This window comes from Eggerthella sp. 1_3_56FAA, from assembly GCF_000185625.1.
GTDB classification, from domain to species: Bacteria; Actinomycetota; Coriobacteriia; order Coriobacteriales; family Eggerthellaceae; genus Eggerthella; species Eggerthella lenta.
In genome coordinates this window covers 870,917-892,323 of the sequence record NZ_GL622580.1, presented here as the reverse complement: position 1 = coordinate 892,323, position 21,407 = coordinate 870,917, and the positions used below count along the sequence as shown (strand labels likewise).

Annotated in this window: 18 protein-coding genes; all 18 read right to left on the bottom strand. The window is 61.2% G+C overall.

What is annotated here, in order from left to right; genetic code table 11:
- Positions 1-95 precede the first annotated feature (95 nt).
- Positions 96-992: an SDR family NAD(P)-dependent oxidoreductase gene (locus HMPREF1023_RS09095; protein WP_009305956.1), complete on the bottom strand. Its 897-nt coding sequence runs from the start codon at positions 990-992 to the stop codon at positions 96-98.
- Positions 993-1,056: 64 nt separating this feature from the next.
- Complete coding sequence (locus tag HMPREF1023_RS09090) at positions 1,057-1,755, bottom strand: EthD domain-containing protein (RefSeq protein ID WP_009305955.1); 699 nt, start codon at positions 1,753-1,755, stop codon at positions 1,057-1,059.
- Between the two features lie 127 nt (positions 1,756-1,882).
- Entirely contained in the window at positions 1,883-3,118 is a 1,236-nt protein-coding gene (locus HMPREF1023_RS09085) for an OFA family MFS transporter (protein WP_009305954.1), read from the bottom strand.
- 184 nt (positions 3,119-3,302) lie between these two features.
- Positions 3,303-5,363: an FAD-dependent oxidoreductase gene (locus tag HMPREF1023_RS09080; protein WP_009305953.1), complete on the bottom strand. Its 2,061-nt coding sequence runs from the start codon at positions 5,361-5,363 to the stop codon at positions 3,303-3,305.
- Positions 5,364-5,391: 28 nt separating this feature from the next.
- Positions 5,392-7,491 (bottom strand): FAD-dependent oxidoreductase, encoded by a 2,100-nt coding sequence (locus HMPREF1023_RS09075; RefSeq protein ID WP_009305952.1) that lies wholly within the window; start codon positions 7,489-7,491, stop codon positions 5,392-5,394.
- A 70-nt stretch (positions 7,492-7,561) separates the two neighbouring features.
- Positions 7,562-8,263 (bottom strand): EthD family reductase, encoded by a 702-nt coding sequence (locus tag HMPREF1023_RS09070; RefSeq protein ID WP_021410074.1) that lies wholly within the window; start codon positions 8,261-8,263, stop codon positions 7,562-7,564.
- A 271-nt stretch (positions 8,264-8,534) separates the two neighbouring features.
- Entirely contained in the window at positions 8,535-9,917 is a 1,383-nt protein-coding gene (locus HMPREF1023_RS09065; RefSeq protein WP_009305950.1) for a C4-dicarboxylate ABC transporter, read from the bottom strand.
- Positions 9,918-9,984: 67 nt separating this feature from the next.
- Complete coding sequence (locus tag HMPREF1023_RS09060) at positions 9,985-11,286, bottom strand: MFS transporter (RefSeq protein WP_009305949.1); 1,302 nt, start codon at positions 11,284-11,286, stop codon at positions 9,985-9,987.
- Positions 11,287-11,488: 202 nt separating this feature from the next.
- Entirely contained in the window at positions 11,489-12,190 is a 702-nt protein-coding gene (locus tag HMPREF1023_RS09055) for an EthD domain-containing protein (protein WP_009305948.1), read from the bottom strand.
- Between the two features lie 237 nt (positions 12,191-12,427).
- On the bottom strand, positions 12,428-12,934 hold the full coding sequence (locus HMPREF1023_RS09050; RefSeq protein WP_009305947.1) for a helix-turn-helix domain-containing protein: 507 nt from the start codon (positions 12,932-12,934) through the stop codon (positions 12,428-12,430).
- A 395-nt stretch (positions 12,935-13,329) separates the two neighbouring features.
- On the bottom strand, positions 13,330-13,866 hold the full coding sequence (locus tag HMPREF1023_RS09045) for an N-acetyltransferase (protein WP_009305946.1): 537 nt from the start codon (positions 13,864-13,866) through the stop codon (positions 13,330-13,332).
- A 93-nt stretch (positions 13,867-13,959) separates the two neighbouring features.
- Positions 13,960-14,754 carry a response regulator gene (locus tag HMPREF1023_RS09040; RefSeq protein WP_009305945.1) on the bottom strand — a complete coding sequence of 265 codons (795 nt, stop codon included), beginning with the start codon at positions 14,752-14,754 and terminating at the stop codon, positions 13,960-13,962.
- Complete coding sequence (locus tag HMPREF1023_RS15040; RefSeq protein WP_181870455.1) at positions 14,751-16,562, bottom strand: sensor histidine kinase; 1,812 nt, start codon at positions 16,560-16,562, stop codon at positions 14,751-14,753. The genes HMPREF1023_RS09040 and HMPREF1023_RS15040 overlap by 4 nt, the downstream gene beginning before the upstream one ends.
- Positions 16,563-16,733: 171 nt before the next feature.
- Positions 16,734-17,786 carry a PASTA domain-containing protein gene (locus HMPREF1023_RS09030; protein WP_009305943.1) on the bottom strand — a complete coding sequence of 351 codons (1,053 nt, stop codon included), beginning with the start codon at positions 17,784-17,786 and terminating at the stop codon, positions 16,734-16,736.
- Between the two features lie 19 nt (positions 17,787-17,805).
- Positions 17,806-18,288, bottom strand: a complete 483-nt coding sequence (locus tag HMPREF1023_RS09025; protein WP_009305942.1) for a protease inhibitor I42 family protein — start codon at positions 18,286-18,288, stop codon at positions 17,806-17,808.
- Positions 18,289-18,565: 277 nt separating this feature from the next.
- A complete protein-coding gene (rpsI, locus tag HMPREF1023_RS09020) occupies positions 18,566-18,958 on the bottom strand; it encodes a 30S ribosomal protein S9 (protein ID WP_009305941.1) in 393 nt (130 codons plus the stop codon).
- A 3-nt stretch (positions 18,959-18,961) separates the two neighbouring features.
- Positions 18,962-19,396: a 50S ribosomal protein L13 gene (gene rplM / locus HMPREF1023_RS09015; RefSeq protein WP_009305940.1), complete on the bottom strand. Its 435-nt coding sequence runs from the start codon at positions 19,394-19,396 to the stop codon at positions 18,962-18,964.
- Positions 19,397-19,865: 469 nt separating this feature from the next.
- A partial coding sequence (locus HMPREF1023_RS09010) for an FAD-dependent oxidoreductase (RefSeq protein ID WP_009305939.1) occupies positions 19,866-21,407 on the bottom strand: 1,542 nt, incomplete at its 5' end.

Below are 21,407 nucleotides of genomic sequence, written 5' to 3'. Positions count from 1 at the left end.
ACCCCTTCTCCTTAATGAGTTACCGCGAGCGCGCCAATCGGCGTGCGCCAACCCTCCCCCTTTGGCGCACGCCTTCATCGACGCAGAACGCGCCGTTACTTTGCGTCGGCCGTCGCCAGATGAAGATACGTCGTGGCACCGCCATCGGCGGCAATGAACTCGCCGTTGATAAAGCTGGAATCGTCCGAAGCAAGGAACATGACCACTGAGGCAATCTCCTCGGGCAGCGCGTAGCGCTTCATCGACGAGGCGTCCACCAGACCCTTGCGGTTCTGGCCGCGCGGCAAGGTCATCCCTGAAAGCACAAGGCCGGGGTTCACGGCGTTCACGCGTATGCCGTAGGTCCCGAGGTCGGTGGCGGCGGCGCGCGTCATGCCCATGACGGCGGCCTTGGCCATGGCGTAGCCGATGAAGCTCCCGGGTCCGAAATGCGTGCCTTGGTAGGAGCACGTGTTGACGATGGTGCCGCCGCCCGCTTCGATGATGGCGGGTGCGCAATAGTGCATGCCGTTGTACACGCCCCAGCAATCCACGTCCATGATGCGGTTCAGGGACTCGCGGGTCTCGGTGAGGACGGTGCCGTTCTGGCACATCCCGGCATTGTTGACGAGCACGTCCAGTCGACCGCTCTCGTCCACGACCTTCTTCACCAGCTCCTGCCAGGAGCCTTCGTCGGCAACGTCCATCGGAAACGCCACGGCTTCTCCGCCGTCGGCGATGATGGCAGCCTCGACCCGCTTCAATCCCTCTTCTTCGATGTCGGCCATGTACACCTTGGCACCTTGCTGGGCGATCATCTTGGCTTCCATCTCGCCCTGGCCGCCCGCGGCGCCGGTCACGATGACCACCTGACCTTCGAATTTACCCGTGCCTTCCGCTACGCGCGGCCAACGTTTGGCCTGCGCTTCGGCGTAGATCTTCTCCTCGAAAGCCTTTTGATCAGGACCCGAGACAACGGCATCATCGAAAAACTCTGCTCGCTTTGACTTCATAGCAACGCTCCCCTTCCAAAAAGGACTGCATCACGCCGAGTTCGCGATGCAGTCCGAACTTCGTCTAGTTCTGCAGCTCCACAGGCACGGCTTCGACGAAATACGTCGTGACGGTGCCGATGAACTCCGCTGCATGCACGCTCGCGCGCAACTTGAAACCGACCGTGCTGTAGCACTCGTCGAACGCGTCCATGTCCTCGAACCAGAACTCCACCATGCCTTCGACCGGCAGGTCGGCGTAATGGACGGACGCGCCTTGGACCATGCGGTCGATGACCAGGTTCTGGTTGTAGCCGCAGTACCCGCTCATCAGCTTCACCAGCAGGGAATGGGTGTACCACCACTCGTCATGGAACGTCGCGGCATCGACGCCCTCCGCGCGATCGCAGAAAGACACGCGCTTGATAGCCTTGCCGTCGAGGTAGGCGGGAACGGGCGTGTCCACCTTTTTCACCGCAACCAGCGTGGAAACGGGCTCTTCCACGAGCGGCTCCAGAGCAGCCAGCAGAGCATCCCCCGCTTCGTCCATCGCCTGCTGCATGTCGCCGTAGCTGTCGAAGAACATCTCGATGAAGCCGTCGATGTCGATGGCGCCGCGACCCAGATGAGAGCGCTGCTGGCGATCGGTCACGAAATCGATCTCGCACTTCCGCAGCTGGGGCATGCGGGCGATCACGTCGCGCACATCCCCCATCATGCCCTCGCGAAACGCCTCTTCGGAAACCCCTTCTTTGCACTTCAGCAAGCTAATCCTGGAAATCATGTCCTACCCCTTCCTCAGATCGTTCGGGAATTTTAGTATCCGGCAGCTGTTGGGCGCCTTCAACAACGCACTTGAAAGTGCGCAACTCACTTATTGGTAAGATGCATCCGACCAGCACATACGCGTTTTACGCTTCAGCGGCGTCCTTGGCCTTCATCTTCTTGAAGAACATCCACGCCAGCGACAGCAGCACGAGACCGACGATGCAGAGCGCACCGAGGAACGGGAATGCAGAACTGTAGCTGCCCGTGGTGGCAAGCGCGTTGGCGGAAACCACCGGGCCGATGAACGAGGCCAGCGTGTAGCCGATGAACATGAAGCCGTAGTTCTGGCCCGCATTGCCGGGACCGTAGGCATCGGCGCATACCGACGGCATGATGGCCATGATGCCGCCGAAGCAGATACCCAGAATGCATGCCTCCACGATGAAGATCGCGGTGCTCGTTGCATTAGCGAACAGGAACAGGTGGATGACCGCCGTCACCGCAACGGCGACGAACATGGTTTGGAAACGCCCCAACTTGTCGGAAATGGCGCCGAGACCCAAACGGCCCGTGCCGTTGGCGATGGCGAAGATGCCCACCATGAGCGCGCCCGTCGCGGCATCCATGCCGGCTTGGACCTGCCCCACCAGCGACACCGTGGACAGCATCACGCAACCGGTGCAGGCAACGGTGCCGAAGAACAGCAGCAGCGTCCAGAAGAACGGAGTCTTCAGCATCTGACCGGACGTGTAGTTCTTCACGCGCTTCGTATCGCTCTCGGCCGGCGGATTCCAACCCTCGGGCTTGAAATCAGCAGCAGGCATCTTGAGGAAGCGGGACAACACGATGAAGCCGACGATGCAGAACACGCCCACGATGTTGAACGCGATGCTCACGTTGAAGTTCTCGATGATCATGTTGCCCATAGGAGCCGTGAACAACGGGTAGATGGCCATGATGGCCAGAGCCACGCCGTTGGCGAAACCGCGCTTGTCAGGGTACCACCGCGTAGCGATAGCGAGGGCAAGGTTGTAGCAAATACCGTCGCACACGCCTACCAGCAGGCCGAACGATATGTATAGCACCGGGATGGTGCTGGCAAAGCCCGTCAGGAACCAGCCCAGGCCGAAGCCGATGCCGGCAACGGTCATGATGATATGCGCAGGCGCCTTGCGCTGCAGCCATCCGCCGATGGGACCGCTCAAACCGATCATAGCGATAACGATGGTGTAGGCGAACGAAACCGACTGAGGCGAGAAGCCATAAGCTTCCATCAGGGGCTTCTGGAAGATGCTCCAAATATTCAACGACGCCGTCAGCGCACCGCACAAGGCCGCGCAGATCAGGATGACCCCGCGACGATAAGTTTTAACCGACATTGTTCTTTCCTCCTTGTTTACCTTCGAAATTGCATTCCGAAACGAACAGCGGTCCGTCTCGTGCGAAACCCTGGCTTCGCCCGGCAGTCACCTCCCTCGGTTCGCGTCGCTTCCGGTTTCCCTTCATGCACTCCGTGTCCCGCCGAGTCGCGCGCATTGACACGACGGGACACGGGATGATGCCTTACAGAAGACAGCCCACGCGGCGTCCGTCGGCGAACGCATGCTTGAGGAACGCGTTCTCGCCGCCGAGCGTCGAGCCTATCTCGTACACCTCGTCGACGAGCGACGCGGCCATGTCGAAAAACGCCGGGTCGCGCTGCTCAGGCAGCATGACCATCATGGAATCGCACGGCACCAGCTCTTCTCCCCCCTGCGAGAACCTCAGCAGCGCCCCTTGCTTGCCGAATTCAGCCACTGTGGCATCGCGTACAACACGAACCCCTGCGCGATTGAACCACGGCTCGATACGTTCTTTGTACTTGAGCGGAATCAAACCGCCCACATCCCCATCTTCGGCGACCAGCACGATGTCCTTGCCGCGCTTGCGCATGAACTCGGCGCATTGAGCGCCCTCGGCGCCTGCACCCCAAATCACGATCCTCTTGCCTACGGGGAAGAACTTCTCGCTCATCGAAGCAAGCTTGTCCGGACCGAACATCTTGAGCGGTACCTGCGCAAGCTTCGACATCATCGGGATGGTGAACACGTTCTTGCGATGTATGCCCGGAATATCGGGGATGCGATACGGCGACGAAGCGGCCACGACCACCGCATCAGGAGCTTCTTGGCGGATGAGCTGCTCGTCAACTTCGGTTTTCAGCCTCACCTCGACGTCAGACTTCTCGATCATGGCGGTCAAGTGGTTGAAGATATGCATGACCTCTTCGCATCCGCCGCTCTTGATCATGGCCGCCAGCTTGATGCGTCCGCCCAAAGCGCCCGCCTTCTCGTACAAGGTCACCTCGTGCCCTCGTTCGGAGAGCGTGCACGCGCATTCCATGCCCGCCGGACCGCCGCCCACCACCATCACGCGCTTCTTCTTCGCCACCGGCTTGGCGGCTAGTTGGCGCTCTTGACCCAAGGTGGGATTCACGCGACAGATGCGCGGTTGCGTGACCGGATCTTCGCAGCTCGCGCAACGCGTGCAACGCATGATCTCGTCGATACGCCCCTCGTCCACCTTGCGCGCGAACCACGGATCGGCCCACAGCGTGCGGCCGAGCGCGATGACGTCGGCATCGCCGGCTTCGAGCACGCGCTCTGCCAAGTTCTCGTCCATGCGGCCCGCCGTGATGACCGGCACGTCCACAGCATCCTTGATCCGCCGAGCAACGGCCGTCCACAGACCCACCCCGCGGTACTCGTCCATGAAGGGCTCCATGAACGGATCGGGTTCCGGGTACGGGAAGTAGTCGGGGCAGTAGCGAAACGGCGTGGGACCGTACCCGTATCCGGCGATGCTGATGTACTGGGCGCCGGCCTCCACGAACGCTCGGGCGTTCTCGGCAGCTTGCTCGGCCGTGATACCCTGCTTCGTGGGATGGAATTCGCGCCCGTTCAGACGGCAGCCGATGACGAAGTCGGGGCCGCACGCCTCGCGGATGCCTTCGATGATCTCGCGTACGATGCGCGTGCGGTTCTCGACGTTCTGGCAACCGTATTCGTCATCGCGCTTGTTCCAAAGCGGGCTGACGAAGCTGTCGAGAAAGTACCCGTGAGCCACGTGCACCTCGACGGCATCGAACCCGCCCTTCTGCAGCCGCACGGCAGCCTCGATCTGCAAGCGCTGCTTCTCGTGGATCTCCTCGACCGTCAGGCCGCGAGGGGCTTGGCACCACGGCTTGGGAACCGGCATCTCGTCCTCGGACAACGTAGAGGACGAGATCGGGGGAAGCCCGTCAGGGGTCGGGCCGGCCGAAGGGCCGATATGATGCAACTGACCGATGGTGAGGCACCCGTGCTTGTGAACGGCCTCGTTGAGCTCGATCATGCCGGGAATGAACCTGTCGTCGTAAGCGCCCAGGTAGATGCCTCCCGCAGGTTCCCACAGTATGGCCGCGACATCGATAGCCGCAACTCCCCCTTCCGCCATGTTCTCGTACATGGCGATGGCATCGCTGCCGTCGGCGGTGCAGTCCTCGTTCCAGCGCCACGACGACTGAGGAGCCTTGATCATCCGGTTCTTCAACACGAAATTCGGCGCTATCTCAATCGGAGACAAAAGCTTCTCGAAGCCTTTCATTGCAAACTCCCCTCCCTTCGTCTCGCGATTACAGCTTCAGGGCGACGGCTCGGCCCTGGCCCACCGCGTCGACCATGAGCGTGGATCCGGGTCCCTGGCATGCGCCGATGGGATACACCTCGGGGGCCAGGTCTTTCAGCTGGTCGTACAAGCTCAGGCCGGAACCGGGAGACTTGAACACCAGGATGCTGTCGGCCTTGAGATAGCGCTCTTCGCCGTCCTTGACGTACGTGATGCCGCGCTTGTCGATCGAGCGGTACTCGACGCCGGTGATCGTCTCCACGTCGTTTTCCCGCAGCCACTTAAGCGACCTGCTCTTGTACCGCGGCGGCAACCCCTCTCCCACCGTGTCCAAATCTTCGAGCACCGTGACGTTTTTTCCGCGTTTGCGCAGGAAGATCGCGCCTTGCACGCCTTCGATCTGAGCTCCGAGGACGACGCAGTTCTTGCCGATGCCCGGCAGGGCGATCTGGGAGAGCTTGTTGATGGCGTTTGCGCCGAAGAGCTTGAGCGGCTTTTCGGCTAAGCGGGTGAGCTGGGGAACCGTGGAGACGATACCCAAGTCGATGCCCGGAACGTCGGGCGCGCCGTACACGCCTCCCGTCGCGACGATGACCGCATCGGGCTTCATGGCGCGCACGAAATCAGGCGTCACCGTCGTTTTGGTCTTGATGGTAAGCCCCGGCGTCTTCTTGGCCTGAGACGTCAGCCAATCGATGAGCGCGGGGACGTTCTCGCACACCGTGCCCTTCACCATGGTGGCCAGGTTGAGCTCGAGGGCCAGGACGGATTCCTTCTCGCACAGCGTGACTTCATGGCCGCGCTCGGCGGCGACGCGGGCAGCCTCGAGACCCGCGGCGCCAGCGCCTACCACCAGCACCTTCTTCTTAGTCTCCGCAGGCACGACGGCCATTTCTCGCTCGCGCAGGAACGCCGGGTTCACGCGGCAACGGCGGTGCGGCGTCTCGTTCATGCGCAGCTCGTCGCACGTTGCGCAATGGTTGCAACGGCGAATGTCCTCGGGTGCCCCTTCCGCGATCTTGTTGGGCATGTCGGGGTCGGCCCACAGAGCGCGTGCGAACATCGCCAGGTCGATCTCGCCCTTCTCAAGCGCCGCCTCGGCCTTTTCAGGCGTTGCGAAGCCGACGCCGAACACCGGAGCCGACACGGCCTGCTTGATGGCGGCAGCGGGGGGAATGGAGAGGCCTTCGCCGTCCAGACGATCGAGGAACTGCTTCATGTCCTCGTCGGGAGACGGGTACATCCAGTAGTCCAGAGCGAACTGCATAGGAACCGGACCGTAGCCGTAACCCGTCACGCTGATGTAGTCGGCCCCGGCAGCATCGTAGAACTTCGCGATCTCCACGCCCTCTTCGATGGTGATGGCATCGGGATGCCCGTATTCCTGGCCGTTCGTGCGAACGCCCACGATGAAGTCCTCGCCGCACCGCTCCTTCACGCCTCGGATGATCTCGCATACCAAGCGCGTGCGGTTCTCGACGGACTGGCAACCGTACTGGTCGTCGCGATGGTTCCACACGCGCGACACGAAGCTCAGCAGGAAGTAGCCGTTCGCCGCGTGCACCTCGATGCCGTCGAGACCGGCCTTCTTGGCGCGCTCGGCCGCTGCGAAATAGCGCTCTTTGAACGCCTCGATCTCTTCAAGCGAAAGGCCGCGCGTGGGATTGCAGTACGGTTCGGGGCTCGGGAGCTCGTCTGCGGTCAACGTAGAAGAGCACCAGGCCCCGCCCTTGGTCTTGATAGCGGCACCGTTCTGGAATATCTGAGCGATGAGCTCGCATCCGTTCCCGTGCACGGCGTCAGCCAATTGAGAAAGGCCGGGAATGAACTTGTCATCGTACAAACCGCCCAGCGGGTAGGTTTCCACGGTGTACACGCCGCCGTCGGCATCGTCGATCAAAGTGGCAGGATCGTCGCAGATCATGCCGCCCAAGATGATGGCCGAAGCGCCGCCCTTGGAAATCGCATCGTACAGACCGATGATCCTCTCGTTGCAGAACTGGCCCGGATCCCACGACATCGCGGACGACGGCGCTTTGACCATGCGATTTCTCCACTGGTGGGTACCGATGGTTATCGGCTCTAGCAACTTCTCGTAAGCTTTCATATCGTTGATCCTTTTTCTCGTGCTTCTTCTTTACTGAAACGCAGCTTTTTTGACGGAAGATCGCAGGCTCCTATGCAGACGGCAAGGCAACCGGATAGGTTTCGGTCAGGTAGGTGTTGATCGCCCCGATGAACTCCGAGCTGTGCGCAGAGGCGCGCGCGAATTCGGGGGAAGCGTAGTACTCGTCGAACGCTTCTTTCGTTTCGAACCACATCTCCACGACGCCTTCTACAGGAAGCTCCTCGTACGGAACGGATACGCCGCCGTCGATGCGGTCGATGACGAGATCCTGGTTGTACCCTACGCACCCGGGAACGGTCTGCACCAAGCGGTCGTGCACGTTCCACCATTCTTTGACGAATTGCTCGGAAGTAACGCCGTCGGCGCGACCGAGAAACGACACGCGCTTGATGAGCTTCCTGCCGCGCAGGTACTCCGGGATCCGAATGACTTCGCGCTTGGCCAGCACGAGAATTTGGCAATGGGGGTTGGCGAACATCGGGACATCGTTCGCTCCTTCGCCGTGCAGCGACTCCACGCCCTCGACCATGTCGCCGTAACTGTCGAATTGCAGCTCGGAATATCCGTCGATAACCACCGAACCCTGTCCGATGGCATGGCGATGCTCGGCATCGACTACGACGTGCTGGTCGTACTTGCGCAGATTCGCCATCTTGCTTGCGATGGGGCCATGGACGTTCAGCCAGTAGTCCTTGAACTCCTCCATGCCCATGCCGTCTTTTTTCTGCATCAATCCGCATCTGCTGATCATGGTGATCACCCTCCTTGAATCGAACGTGCAAATGGCCCCGTGTTTCGGCAGCTCCCCTGCGCCTCGCCTGCATGAGCATCGCCGCTGTAACCACCGCCTACGAACTCCGCATAACCGCATACTATGATCATTTGAAATCAGCCTCAATAACGCACTTTAAAGTCATAAGGGCACTTATAAGTAAGCGGCAACCCCCTGCCAAAGCCTCCGATATCAAGCCTTTGATCAGCGGTTTCGATACATTTCCATGAAGAGGCGATCGCAATCGCCGCTACAGCAATCCACCCATCCTCGCCATGGTGAGCACGAGCACGAGCACCGCGGTCGCAACCAGCACGTACGGACCGTTCCACCGTAGGCTGACCTTGATCGGCGATTGCCCGACCATGTCGGAAACGGCCACGACATTCGCAGACGCAGGGCAAAGCGCATTCCCCATCGCCCAGCTGATCGACAAAACAAGAGCGAGGTAGATGGGCGAAACGCCCCATTGAGAAGCGCCCATCGTCCCTCCCACCACGGCAACGACCGCAATGGGGTGGATACCGACCGCCGACGTCGCAAGCGTGATACCGATGATCGCAACGGTCAACAACAGCACGCTTTGCCCCGTCATATGCAAAAGAGATCCGACCAGAGCATCACCCAGATGGGAATAGCCGATGCTCTGCGCGAAGAACCCAGCCCCGGCGAACAAGACGATCTGATTCTTCGACTGGGGAAGCTTGTTGTTGAAGTAGTCCCCCCTGAATTCCCGCGCATACGTCGGAAGGCGCCCGATGGCAGCCATCCATGCAACGGGGAAAACCAGCGATGCCATGGCAACGACGACAATGGCGGAAAGCCCGCCCAGCTGGGACGTCGCCGCTACGGAAACAACGAGCAAGAAAGCGAACGCGCTAAGCTCGACGACCTTCCCCGCATCAATCTTGCCCGCAGGCGCCTCCGCCTCATCCGAAGAGGCCTTCGCCGCCTCATCCCTTACGAACGTCATCAGAAAACCAACGGCGCCGGCGATAAGCGCACATGCGATAGCAAAAGGAAAGAACGCCACCCAATCGACTCCCGTCAGCTGGACAACCAAAGCAATCGTTGCCGACGTCGGCGCCCATATCATGCAGGTGATGAACCCTCGGCTGAGAGCCGAAGCCAGAAGCTTTTCGTCGTAGTTGCAGCCGCTCGCACGGGACACCTCATAGGTCAACGGAACCGCCGCGATGCTGATAAGCACTCCGACGAACGCAGCCATGATGCTTACCAGCGCGTAATAACGGCTGTCGGTGTTTGCGTAACGGACGAACACCTCGCGAAGCGACTCGCCGTATCCCCCATGCTGCACAGGAATGCTCAAAAGCGGCACCAGGACGAACATGGCGATGAGGTACGAGTTTTCCCGTAACGCCTGCTTCCACACATCAAGCGGCGCTTGCGAATGCAGCAACAAAGCTATGCTCGAACCGAAAAGCAGAATCCCGATGACTCTCGACGACCCGGTCGACGCTGCAAAGCTCAGCGCGATAACGCCAACCATCAACATCAAGTTCAAATCGTCGAGCATCGACGATGCAAAGAATACGTTTGCTATCAAGCTGACGCCCAAACAAAAGGTGGCTGCGCTTCTCGTCGTGCGAACGAGACCTCTCACGTCGGTCATGCCGTCTTCTTCCTAACCCGCCCCGACTAAAAAGGGCACGGGAGGGTCGCCTCCCGCGCCCTTCTCGCTAATCGGATACCCTCTTTCCCTTGACGTAATACCCTTTCAAAAGGAACACCGAGGTCAACAGCGTTACGAGAACGGATCCTATCATCAAGTAGGTGATGGACAGATTATCGCCCGTGGCAGCGATAAGCGCCGTTGCAGCAAGGGGCGCCAAACCGCCGAAGACCGCGGCCGCGATGTTGTAAGAGAAACCGATCCCACTGTTGCGAAGCTTGGTGGGAAACACCTCAGCCGAAACCACCACGATGGCGACAGCCAAAATCGTCTGGAATACGATGAGTATCCCCAGCAAACCGATCATCAAGACGGCGTTGGTCTGCTGAATCAAAATGTAGAACACCGGATAGGACAAGATAAGGAACCCGAGGCAACCGACGATCAGGCACCTCCGCCTTCCCACCTTATCGATGAGCATGCCCACGACAGGGCAAAGCAGCAGGTTGATCGCGATAACTGACGTGTTGACGATGAACGCGCTCGAGAACGAGGTTCCCATAAACTGCGAGATATACGTCGGCATATAGGTAATCAGAATATAGTAGGTCGCGCTCGAGCCGACCAGCAGCCCGATGACCGTGATGATGGACTTCTTGTAGCGCAGGAACAGCTCCTTGACCGGCGTATGGTCCTCTTCTTTCACTTCCGCCTTCGCCTTCAGGAACTCAGGGGAATCGGGAACGTTCTTGCGCATATGCATGCCGTAAAAAGCGATCAAGATGCCGAAAAGGAACGGAACGCGCCACCCCCAATCGTACAGAGCGGCTTCGGGCAGGAGCGTCGTGACGAGCAGACCGGCAGCGGAGCCCAAAAGCAGACCGCAGCCAACGCTGAACGGCTGCCAGCTGCAGAGGAAAGCCCGGTTGTTCGGCGTCCCGTATTCCGAGATGAACGTCAGCGAAGAGCCGAATTCGCCTCCCGTCGCCAAGCCCTGCAGCAGGCGCAGCACCGTGAGCAGGATCGGCGCCAGAATACCCACCTGGGAGTACGTAGGCAAGCATCCCATGAGCATGGTGCATACTCCCATGCATAAGATCGTCAACGTCAATGCTTTGATTCTTCCGTGCTTGTCGGCGTATGCGCCGATAAGGATGCCGCCGATAGGTCGGACGAGAAAGCCCGTTCCAAAGACCAGGAAGCTGAGCAGAAGGCCGACGATAGGATCGTCGGCAACGAAGAAATCTGCGGAAATGATCGCTGCAAAATACCCGTACAGCCCGTAGTCGAACCACTCCAGCATATTTCCAAGGCTCCCCGAGAACACCGCCCTGGCCAACGAGGTTTTTTTCTTTTCAGTTGCCACCATATTTCATCCTCTCCCGAAAAAGCCCGAGACGACCGCGTCGCTCGCAATGGGTCTGATGGCGCCCTTGCCACGATGCGGCGCATCTGCAAGAACGTCGGGTTGAGCGAACGCGGACAACGCTCGCTCCGGAGGTTCCCCTTGTACCTTTCGAAATATCCGGCATGGCGGCGGCCCTCATCGGGCACGCCGCCATAAAGCTCGACTAGGCCTGCTCCATTGCGATAGGCTTCGCCTCAACCAGGTATGTCGTGATGTTGTCGATGAACTCAGCTCCGTGCGCACCCGTGCGCTTGAACGCAGGAGTTCCGTAGCACTCGTCGAACGCCTTCATGTTCTCGAACCAGAACTCCACGACACCCTCGATCGGAAGCTCTTCGAACGGCACGGACTCCCCGTCCACAATGCGGTCGATGACGAGGTTCTGATTGTAGCCTGCATAGCCCGTCATGGTCTTGACCAGCGCGGAATGCATCTGCCACCATTCGTCCTGAAACACCGCCGCACTCACACCGTCCTTTCGCCCGAGAAAGGACATGCGCTTGATCAGCTTGACGCCGTCGAGAAAGGCGGGAACCGGTGTATCGACCTTCTTCACCGCCACGAGCGCCGGGATATCGGGAGCCGCGAACTGGGCGTAATCGGCTGCAAGCGATTCCTCGAGCGCAGCCATGCCACGCACCATGTCGCCGTAGCTGTCGAAGAACATCTCCGTGTAACCGTCGATTTCCGTCGAGCCGCGATCAAACGGCGAACGCTGCTCGTTGTCCACCACCACGTTCGTCTCGCATCCCTTGAGGTAGGGCATCGTGGCCAGAAGCCCTGCGTGAGCCTGCGTCAGATACGCAGAGAACTCCTCAGCAGACAGCCCCTCTTTCCGTTTGAGCAAGTTGATTCTCGAAATCATGCCGATCATCCTTTCTGAAACGTACCCCGTCCTTGCACCGCAAGTCACTTCGAGATGCGGTTCCTACCTCGTATTCTGTTGACGCAGGGTTGTCAGCGCAATAATGCACTTATAAGTGCGCTTCTTACTTGAAAGTGAGGCAGACGGACAATCGAAGAGAACGAGGACAAGAACCGCAAGGCGGTCGGCATAATGCGAAAATTATTGAAGGCTTTCCCTTGTTTCGACAGGCGAAGATTACGCTTCGTCCGTATCTTCTTCGCCCGCGCTACCGCGCACGTCGAACGTAGAGGGGTCGAATTGCCAAATGATGCGCTCGCCGCTACCTTGTTCGGCGTCGCTCGCGGCACTGCCGTACATCAGCACGCCATCACCCATCGTGCCTTTCGTGCGTTGCAGAGTCTCTGCGGAGAATCCCCCATACGCCGCCCCCCAATCCCGAATGAAATACAAGACGTTCGCGAAGCTTACGCCCTTCGCCGTGAGAAGATAATCAACCCGAAGCGGCTTAACCTCCACGACGATACGTTCGATGATCCCCACTTGCTCCAGCTCGCTTAAATGCTGACTGAACATTTTGTGGGAGATATCGTAAGGGATGCGCTTTCTCAATTCGCTGTAGCGCGCCCTTTTGCCGGGAGCCATGCTCAGATACCACACGATAAAGGGCTTCCATTTGCCTCCCAGTATCGAAGCGACATAGGAAAGGGAGCATGAAGTTAAATCATCCATTTTCTCGAGCATACGACCTACTTCCCTCGATTAACGATTCAACGGGCAACGTGGTTGATTATAGAGAAGACGGAGGATCGCCAAGCTAGCGATTCCGTCGGCAAGAAAACCGCACTATAACCGACAAGATGCCGGTTAAGCGAAAACGCGCTCTCCGGCTTTTCTCAAAGTTCCCCATCGACCGCCGACGTCTTTTCGCCAAGCGCTTCAGATCCCCGAGAAGGCGCGAGGCGACTTATAGATGTCCACTAGGACGCAAATCAAGGCATTACCCTAAAGTAAGTATCTATAGCGAGCGCGAGCCGCGCAAGAACGCACTTGAAAGTAACCTTGCACCCGCAAGGACGGAGAGCAGCTGGTCCTGAATACGGTCGATCGGGAAAGCCGCCGACGCATAACGCGATCTTCTACACCGCGTACTCGTACATGACGGCGGAGCGGCCGAGGCGGTCGTAGAAGCCTTCGCAAACGCCGCAATTCGCGAAACCGCACGACTCGTAGAGGCTCTGCGCGCGCACGTTGGTGGTGAACGTGTCGAGGCGCACGGCTCTTTTGCCAGCCGCCCGCGCGACATCGATGCCCGCCTCCATCATAGCGCGCGCGAATCCGCGGCCGTGGTAGGCCGGCAGCGTTCCCAGCACGTGCGCCACCAGCACCTCGTCGGGCGCGGCCGCCACATGCCAGGAAACGCTTTCGTAACCGGCATCGCCTTCGCCGTTCAGCACCATGGCCGACGCGATGCAGGTCGCGCCCTCGCCGTCCTCAACCAGCCCCACGTACACCTCTCCCGCATCCACCGATGCGCGCAAAAACGCCGACGACGGGTGCACGTCGTGCTCCCAGCACACGTCGAATTCCGTACCGCGCATCCCGTCGATCATGTTCGTGTAGAAGTCCAGCACCTGGTCGAACTCGTCGGCTCGCGCTCGCCGCACCTTCAGCATCGGACGTCCTCCCCAATCGCGGTTGTTCTTCTGCGCATACGATACCAGAGGATCCCCCGCGATCCGTCGACCGTCGCCCGCATCCTGCCGAATTCAGCGCGCACGCTCCAGCGCCGCAGCGGTTTTCGATGCCCATGCGTAATCCGGAAGATACGGTCCCAAAGGCACGCCCTTCAAGGCGGAATCGCCTTCGAGCAGCCGGTAGTAGTCGCACTCGATCATCGAAGACCGCACCGAAAGATGGTTGCGACGGCGCACGACCGTCTGCTCCGCGCCCACTTCCCGCAGCGCCTTCATCATGTCCGCAATGATGGTCTGCAGCATCTTCTGATGCGAGACGTCGTAGTACACGTTATCCCATAACGCGCGCGCTATCTGCACGTTCGACGCTCCCGCGCCGCGCCGATCGACAAGGAAGGCGAACAGCTCCTTACTCTTGCTGCGCTTGAAATGCACCGGCACGTCGCATGCGTACACCTCGAACCCCCCGAACGTCTGCACGCGCACAAGCGCTCGTTCGGCAGGCGCTCGGCGTTCTCTCGCATGGGCGATCTCGCGCTCCAAGTCCTCGACGGAAACTGGCTTGAGGACGTACCCGTCCGCATGGATCCTGAACGCGTCGACAGCGTAATCCGCATACCCGGTCACGAACACGATGGCGCATCCGGGGCACAGCTCGCGCACACGTTCGGCAAGCTCCAACCCGTCGGAATCTCGCAAGCTGATATCCAGGAAGGCGATGTCCGCGGCAGCGCCCTCGAGGAACGCGCACGCTTCCGCAGCCGTCTCGAACAACTCCGGCGCTTCAACGCCGTCAATGCACGTCAGCTTCTTCGCCAAGGCATCCAAAGCGATCCGCTCGTCGTCCACCACGATAGGCTTGATCATCGCGAACCTCCGTCCTCCTCATAGGGAACCGTCATCGTCACGCTGGCGCCGCCGCCCGCTTCGTTCTCCACGCGCATCGTGCCGCCGCAGGTCGCGGCGACGCGGGCCGCGACGTTCGCCAGCCCGACATGGTTGCGCGCGGACGCTTCGCCCGGCGGCCGATTGTCGGGTATGCCGACGTCGACGCCCTCCTTGAACCGCGCGATCGAGCGCTCGTCGAATCCGGGGCCGTTGTCGGTCACGCGCACGACGAACGACCGCCCCTCGCGCCACGACGAAACCTTCACGACGCCCTCGCCAGCCCGCCGGGAAGCGCCGTGCTTGATGGCGTTCTCCACCAGCGGCTGCACGCTTAACGACGGCACGAGAAAATCGTCCGCGCGCACGTCGTACTCCACCTTGATGGAAGGGTACCTCAGCTGCTCGATGGCCACGTAGTGGGCCAGGTGCTCGAGCTCGTTTCGGAAAGACACCATCTGCGACCCCATGAGCGAATCCATGTTGCCCCGCAGATAACGCGCGAAATCGTTGGTGGCGCGCGCCGCGACCGGCGGATCCTCCTCGCACAGGTACTCGATGGTGTTCAGCGCGTTGAACAGAAAATGCGGCTGGATCTGCGATAGCATCACAGCGATGCGCGATTGCAAAAGCTCGGCCTCCATGCGATGCGCGCGTTCCGCCTGAACGATCTGGCTGCGCGCGTAGGAGAACAGCGCAACGAAGCGCACCACCACGGCGCACAGGATGCCGGCGCACAGCCACAGGCCCGTGGTCACCCCGCCGAACAGGAACGACAGCCCCTCCACGACCGATCCGATCGTGCACGGGATCACGACCAGGGTCGCATCGACCGCCATCCGGTCGCGGCTCTCGCGCGCCTCGACGGCAAGCGCCAGCGCGGCGAAGAAGACGCCTATGACGAACAGCGGGATGATGACGACGTTCGCCTCGTACAGCGACGCCACCCCCGCGAGCCTCAAAACGATGCACACTCCCAGCATCAGGGACAACGCCGCCAGCAGCAGCGTGGCCAACCTGCGCGGGTATCCCGTGGCGCGCGAAGCGATGAACGACAGCTGCAGCAGCGCCAGCACGTCTTGCGCCAGCAAGCTCACCGTGGTGGTGAACGCAGGGAACGGGATGAGCAACGTGATGTAATCGAAACAGAAGAATATCCAAACGCCACCGATGAGCACGTAGAAGGCGAATCGCAGGCCGCCCGTTTCCTTTGGAACGCCGATAAGATAACCGACGCTGGCAATGAGCAGCAGGATCAGCCCCGCGATCAGCACCAGGATTCCCGAAACGAACATGGGCAGATGGCTGGCGACCGAGGCGACGAACAGAGCATCGGGCTCACCCGTGCACAGGCTGTCCAAAACGATGACGTAATCGCCCAGCACGCTGTAGGATGCCGCGCTGGAAAGCGCGATCTCCACTTCGTCACGTGTCGAGATGCCTGGCGAACGGAACCCGATCCAGCCGAGCAAAGGCTCGCCCGCAGGCTCCGAATCGCCGATACCGTCGAACGAGAACACCGTCTCGCCGTTGACGCGCACCGTGCACGCCGTGCTGCTCAGGCGCATGTTGACGAGCTCGCCTGCGGCGACGTCGTTTTCGAGCGTTCCGCGCACCGTCACCGCTTCCACGCCGATGCCCTTCGCATCAAGAGCTTGACGAGCCGCGTAAGGCCGCTCCTCGCCGCCGTCTACGGCGTACGACCCGCTCAGCGCCATCGGCTTCACCGCCCCTGCAACGGCGTCGGCGCATACATCGTCTGCCGACACCCGCTGCAAAGAGCTCGCCAAAGCTGCCGTCAACAAACCGAGCAGCAAAACGACGCACAAACCTGCGATCGCTCGGCGCGGCTGCTCGCGAAGCGTTCGCCGAGCGTTTTGCAGCAGGGCTTCACCTGCCTGTTCGTTATCCTGTTCAGCCATTCGCCCGTCCCCGCGTCGCGCTCTTATACGAGCACGACGTCAAGCAGCCTGCCCTTCCGCCGAACCGGTGGGAAGAATCTCGAGCTTGACGGTCACCGTCGACCCGCGATCGACCTTGGTGCCTGCCGCAATGCTCTGCTCGACGACCATGCCCTCTTCCTCCCCGGCGAACTTGCATGCCAGCCCTGCGCTTTCCAACACGCCTTGCGCCTGTTCCAGTGTCAGAGTTACCACATTCGGCACGGCCACCTGCTCGGTAGGCGCGGGAGCGGCTCCCTTCGAGAGGGTAATGGTCACCTTCGTGCCGCTGACGCACTGAACGCCTTCGCTGGGATTCTGGTACATGACCTTGCCGGCGGCGACGTTTCCACTGTACGCCTCGATGATGTCCACATTGAACGACGCCTTCTTCAAGGCATCGAATGCGCCGTCCCTATCCAATCCGATCACGCGGGGCACGATGGCGAAGTCCTTGCCCAACGCCGCGGTGAAGCTGACGGTCGAACCCTCTTCGACCTCCGTGCCCGCGGCCACCGACTGCTTGAATATCGTTCCGGGCTTCGCGTCCTCCGAGTACACCGGGTCTTCGGCCTTCGACACCAGCTTCAGCGAGGCCAGCACGTCCTCCGCCTGCGTTTGCGTCATGCCGATCAAGCTGGGCACCGACACGCGCTTCGCGGGCTTGTCCGATCCCTTCGAAACCGTGATACCGATGGAGCTTCCCGCCTTCGCCTCCGACTTTGCCTTCACGCTCTGGCTGATGACGGCGCCGGCGACCACCGTTTCGCTCGCCTCCTCCGTCTCCGTTCCCACGGCGAACCCGGCGTCCTTGATGACGCGCTCGGCGTCGTCCTTCGTCATGCCCACTACGTTCGGCACCGTTTTGGTGGCGTTTTTCTTGTCGTTCACCTGCTCCTTTTTCGCGTTGTCGTCGTCGGTTTTGGTCGAGGTGTTGCTGCAACTGCACCCGACCAGGCCCAACGCGCCGAAGGCCATCAGCGCGGCAATGCAGATCGCCGCGATCCGGCGCGCGCGCTTCAGCGCGAATGCGCTCGCGCTTTCCTTCTCGCCGTGCATGCTGAATCCGCTCATGTAAGCTCCCCTCCGTCGGCTAGCCAACGCTCACCGACTCGATCGCACCGTTCTGGCCCGTCTTCACCTGGAGAACGATCTTCTTGTCATCGTCGGTCTGCTCCCAAGAGCGCTCGTACGAAAGCGCGATGGTGCCGTCACCGGCGGCCATCCCCTTGAAGGAGAACAGATGGCTGCCTTCCGCGCCTACGCGGTTCGCGTCCTCGGTCGGATACGCCTCTTCGGCGCTGATGGATTTCTCGGTGTACAGCGCCAGCGTCGAACCCTCGATCGCCGACGTCCAGGAATACCCCGTGGTCGCGTTCTCGTCCAGCACGACCAGCAGGTTGGATTCCGCGTACATGACCCAGCCGCCATCGAGGTCGATCGTGGTTCCCTCGTCGGTTTCCGCGGGAACCGGCTTCTGCGCTTCCTGCTGCGTCGAAGAGCAGCTGCACCCGGCCAAGCATACCAGCAAACCGCAGGCCAGAGCGATGCTTGCAAAGCGGATCAGATGCTTCATCGATCCCCCTCTTTCTTGTCGGGAAACGGTATTCCACCAGCATATCATCTCCATTTCAATGCAAGCACACCAGGTCAACACCATAATTTGCATCCTGGTTGAAAAGCGGGAGACGCTTTGGAACCCGCGGATCAACCCGCGAGAGAAGGATTCTGCCAAGACGGTGCCGCACGCTTCCCGCCACGCCCGTTGCGGCTGCGGATCCATAGAAAAAGCCCGCCTCCGAAGAGACGGGCTTTGCAGAAAACGTGCTGTTCGCGAATGCGAGCGGCTGTTCCTAGCGCTTCGAGAACTGCGGGCGCTTGCGTGCCTTCTTGAGGCCGTACTTCTTGCGCTCCACCATACGGGAGTCGCGCGTGAGGTAGCCGGCCTTCTTGAGCTCGGCGCGGTAGTCGCCAGCAGACAGCAGCGCGCGGGAGATGCCGTGGCGCAGCGCGCCGGCCTGACCCGAGATGCCGCCGCCGTTGAGCGTGGCGATGACGTCGAAGTGATCCGTCGTGTCCGTGACCTTGAACGGCGTCAGAGCGTAGTTCACGAGCGCTTCGCGACCGAAGTACGCCAGCGCCTCACGGCCGTTGATCGTGACCTTGCCGGTGCCGGGAACGAGACGTACGCGAGCGACGGCGTTCTTACGACGGCCGGTGCCGTAGTACAGAGCTTCACCTGCCATTGTTTAACCCTCCATCTTGATCTCGCGAGGCTGCTGAGCCATGTGCGGATGCTCCGCGCCGGTGTACACCTTGAGCTTCTTGCCCATGGCGCGGCCGAGCGTGTTCTTCGGCAACATGCCCTTCACGGCGTGCTCGATGACGCGCTCGGGATGCTTGGCCATGGCCTCTTCGAAGGTCTCGGACTTCAGGCCGCCCGGGAAACCGCTGTGGCGGTAGTAGCTCTTCGTCTGAGCCTTCGTGCCCGTCACGCGGATCTTGTCCGCGTTGATGATGACCACGAAGTCGCCGGTGTCGACATGCGGCGTGTACTGCGGCTTGTGCTTGCCCTTGAGAATCTGAGCGGCCTTGGCTGCGACGCGACCGAGAACCTGGTTCTCAGCGTCGATCAAGACCCATTCGCGCTCAACTTCGTTGGGCTTCGCGTAATACGTCTTCACTATCTTCCTCCAAAAATCTTGTCCTACCCCGCCGTGCGGGGCGGGTCTCCGTCGCCTGTTGGCGGCTCGAACGATGCCGGGCCGACCGCGATGCGGCGAATGATCGGTTTCAAAAGTGCAGGTCGATCGGATGCCGGGTTCCTACGCCGACGCGCAACCTCGGGTCTGGACTCCCTCGTTCGCGCTTCCGCTTCTCGCTGCATGCACGGGGCTTTCGAAAGCGAACCTTTGCATTGTATACGGGTGTTTCGCCAGAAGTCAACGGAAATCCTCCACGTTGCGCGCGATCTGCACAAAGAGTCCGAAGTCCCCAAGCCTCCCAAGCCCCGCCAGCGAACGAATGTTTCACGTGAAACATTTGGGGTGGGACGCTGGGGCGGGCGGGCGCGAAAAAGCCCTGCGCCGGGAGGGAGGTGGCGCAGGGCTCGGGGAGGGTTGCAGGCTGAGCGCGCCCGCGAGCGCCGGGCGCTTACGCGCCGGCCAGCTCGTGACCCAGCAGGTAGCCGTAGGTGATGCAACGGCCATGGCTGTTGCCGGCCACGTTGATGGGATAGTCGACAGCGCAGATATCGCCCTGCACGTTGCCAAGCGCGTACAGGCCCTCGATGGGCGCGCCTTCGGCATCGAGGCACTGGAAGTCGTTGTTCGTGCGCAGGCCGCCGGGGATGGCCAGCAGCGCGGGACCGACCTTGAGCGCGTAGAACGGGCCTTCCTTCACCGGGGTCAGGAACACGGGCTTCTTGTAGTAGTCGGTGTCCTCGCCCGCTTCGCACATGCCGTTGTAGCGTTCCACCGTGGCCTTGAGCACGGCCGCGTCGCAGCCGATCTGCTTCGCCAGCTCGTCGAGGGTATCGGCCTGGTAGGCGTTGCCCTGCTTGATGTACTCGGGGATCTGCGTCTCGAAGTACTGGGGAGCCAGCTCAAGGTCGCTGCCGTAGGGGCGGAACGAGTCCCAGAACATGCCGCCGCCGTACGGCAGGCCGTTCACCAGGTCGGTCTTCCAGTTGGCATCGAAGATGGACCACGCTTCGCCGTTCGGCTGGCGGTTGATGGCCAGCGACTTGCCCTGCACCCAGGTGTCCTCGCACATGAAGCGCTCGCCGTTGTCGTTCACGAACAGGAACGGGCCGTGGAACCAGCAGAACGCCTGCGGGTGCATCATCGTGGGCAGCGGCAGGTCCTGCAGCTGCGCGCCAACCCACATGCCCATCTTGTGGCCGTCGCCCGTGTTCACGCCCACGGGCGTGTACTGGCTGCGCGGCTGGCCGTACTCGGCGCAGATGGGGGCGTACGCCTTGCACATCTCGAGGTCGCCGCCGATGTCGCCCGTGCACAGCACCACGCCCTTGCTGGCATTGTACTGCACGTAGCCGTCCTTGCCCTCGCAGATGCAGCCGGTCACCTTCGTGCCGTCCTTCACCAGCTGCACGGCCGGCGAATCGAACACGAATTCCGCGCCGTCCTTCACGGCGTCGTTGTAGCACAGCTCGGCGCCGGCGAAGCCCGTCGAGGTGAGGCCGGCCTCCTCGGGGATCATGAGCATGTGGTAACCCGGCTGCTCGGCGTACACGTCGTCGTGGCTGTAGAACGCGCCCACCATCGCGGAGCCGCCCACGGCCTCGGCCTTGGCCAGCAGCCAGTTGGACGCCTCTTCGGAGCTGTTGAAGAACTTCACGATGAGGTCCTCGTTCGCGCGGCTCGCGCACTGGGCGATCCAGTGCTGCTTGGCGTTCACCTTGTCCACCTCGATGCCCAGCTCGTCCATGTAGTGCGAGTTGATGGCGCCGAAGCCGCCGCCGCGGCCGTTCCAGCTGGACGTCTTCTCGACGACGGTCACCTTGCCGCCCTTCTCGGCCGCCGCCGCGGCGCACGCGCAGCCGGCCAAACCGGCGCCGATGACGAGGATGTCGGTGTCCACCGTCGACGTGACGTCGGTGATGGGATCGGGAACCACTTCCCACGCGTACTGCGTCTCGCCGCCGGCCGCCGCGCTTCCGGCCGCGTCGCCGCC

Bases quoted from the DNA above. Each gene is read 5' to 3' on its own strand.
- HMPREF1023_RS09060 (WP_009305949.1), bottom strand. From the start codon at position 11,286: ATGGTGGCAACTGAAAAGAAAAAAACCTCGTTGGCCAGGGCGGTGTTC.
- HMPREF1023_RS09025 (WP_009305942.1), bottom strand. From the start codon at position 18,288: ATGAAGCATCTGATCCGCTTTGCAAGCATCGCTCTGGCCTGCGGTTTG.
- HMPREF1023_RS09030 (WP_009305943.1), bottom strand. From the start codon at position 17,786: ATGAGCGGATTCAGCATGCACGGCGAGAAGGAAAGCGCGAGCGCATTC.
- HMPREF1023_RS09040 (WP_009305945.1), bottom strand. From the start codon at position 14,754: ATGATCAAGCCTATCGTGGTGGACGACGAGCGGATCGCTTTGGATGCC.
- HMPREF1023_RS09075 (WP_009305952.1), bottom strand. From the start codon at position 7,491: ATGAAAGCTTACGAGAAGTTGCTAGAGCCGATAACCATCGGTACCCAC.
- HMPREF1023_RS09055 (WP_009305948.1), bottom strand. From the start codon at position 12,190: ATGATTTCGAGAATCAACTTGCTCAAACGGAAAGAGGGGCTGTCTGCT.
- HMPREF1023_RS09045 (WP_009305946.1), bottom strand. From the start codon at position 13,866: ATGCTGAAGGTGCGGCGAGCGCGAGCCGACGAGTTCGACCAGGTGCTG.
- HMPREF1023_RS09065 (WP_009305950.1), bottom strand. From the start codon at position 9,917: ATGACCGACGTGAGAGGTCTCGTTCGCACGACGAGAAGCGCAGCCACC.
- HMPREF1023_RS09080 (WP_009305953.1), bottom strand. From the start codon at position 5,363: ATGAAAGGCTTCGAGAAGCTTTTGTCTCCGATTGAGATAGCGCCGAAT.
- HMPREF1023_RS09085 (WP_009305954.1), bottom strand. From the start codon at position 3,118: ATGTCGGTTAAAACTTATCGTCGCGGGGTCATCCTGATCTGCGCGGCC.
- rpsI (WP_009305941.1), bottom strand. From the start codon at position 18,958: ATGGCAGGTGAAGCTCTGTACTACGGCACCGGCCGTCGTAAGAACGCC.
- HMPREF1023_RS09070 (WP_021410074.1), bottom strand. From the start codon at position 8,263: ATGATCAGCAGATGCGGATTGATGCAGAAAAAAGACGGCATGGGCATG.
- HMPREF1023_RS09050 (WP_009305947.1), bottom strand. From the start codon at position 12,934: ATGCTCGAGAAAATGGATGATTTAACTTCATGCTCCCTTTCCTATGTC.
- HMPREF1023_RS09095 (WP_009305956.1), bottom strand. From the start codon at position 992: ATGAAGTCAAAGCGAGCAGAGTTTTTCGATGATGCCGTTGTCTCGGGT.
- HMPREF1023_RS09090 (WP_009305955.1), bottom strand. From the start codon at position 1,755: ATGATTTCCAGGATTAGCTTGCTGAAGTGCAAAGAAGGGGTTTCCGAA.